General features: G+C 58.7%; 1 protein-coding gene. It reads right to left on the bottom strand.

What is annotated here, in order from left to right; genetic code table 11:
* Nucleotides 1-53: 53 nt before the first annotated feature.
* Nucleotides 54-1,163, bottom strand: coding sequence for an acyl-CoA dehydrogenase family protein (locus AWC17_RS10035; RefSeq protein ID WP_136244912.1), 1,110 nt, complete (start codon nt 1,161-1,163; stop codon nt 54-56).
* Nucleotides 1,164-1,170: the final 7 nt, after the last annotated feature.

The following is a 1,170-nucleotide window of genomic DNA, read 5'->3' on the forward strand; positions in this document are numbered from 1 at the left end:
TAGCAGATCCTCATCTGCGTTGATACACCGGGCGTTCGGTCGTCGCTATCTTGTCAAAGCGACCTCGAAATAATCTCTTTCATTATTTCGTTAGACCCCGCGTAGATTTTCTGTACTCGCTGATCAACCCAGAGACGCGAAATCGGATATTCCGTCATGTATCCGTACCCGCCGTGCAGCTGCAGGCAGTCGTCGAGGACTTTCATCGCCCGTTCCGTCGTCCACCATTTGGCCATCGCGACAGTTTGCACGTCGAGCTTACCGTCGAGATGCAGACAGATGCAGTGGTCGAGGAACACTCGCGCAATCCTTGTTTCGGTGGCGGCTTCAGCGAGGGTGAACTTGGTATTTTGGAACCCGAAGATCGTTCGCCCGAAGGCTTCTCGTTGGCGCGTGTATTCGATCGTCTGGTGCAAGGCCAATTCCATGGCGGCAACCGCTCCGACCGCGACGATAAGTCGCTCCTGCGGCAGTTGCGTCATCAGCTGAAAGAAGCCTTGCCCCTCGGTGTCGCCTAGCAGATGCGTCTTGGGGACGCGCACGCCGTCGAAAAACAATTCAGATGTGTCCTGACCGCGCTGACCTATTTTGCTGAGGACTCGTCCTCTCCGGAACCCGGGGCGATCGGCTTCCACGACGATCAGCGAGATACCGCTGGCGCCTTGGGTATGGTCGGTCTTGGCCACGACGACAATGAGATCGGCTTGCTGACCATTGGTGATGAACGTCTTCGAGCCGGTGATGACGTACTCGTCCCCATCGAGGACGGCGCGCGTCTTCACGCTTTGAAGATCAGATCCGGTTCCAGCCTCCGTCATCGCAATGGCACCGATCAATTCGCCCGACGCCATCTTGGGCAACCACTGCCTTTTCAGGTCTTCCCGTGCGTAGTGCAGGATGTAGTGTGCGACGATGCCGCTGTGCAGGCCGGCGCCCCACGAACTGTCCCCGATTCGAGCTTGCTCTTCGAGCAGAACTGCTTCGTGCGCGAACGTCCCGCCGCCGCCGCCGTATTCGACCGGCATCGACATGCACAGCAGGCCCAGCTCGCCTGCTCGTTCCCACACCGCCCGGTCGACATGGTGTTGCTCGGCGAAGCGCTCTGAGTGGGGTGCAATCTCAGTGGCAACGAACTTTGCGGCGAGATCACGAAGCGCTTCCAATTCCGGG

This window comes from Mycobacterium nebraskense (genome assembly GCF_002102255.1).
Taxonomy (GTDB): domain Bacteria; phylum Actinomycetota; class Actinomycetes; order Mycobacteriales; family Mycobacteriaceae; genus Mycobacterium; species Mycobacterium nebraskense.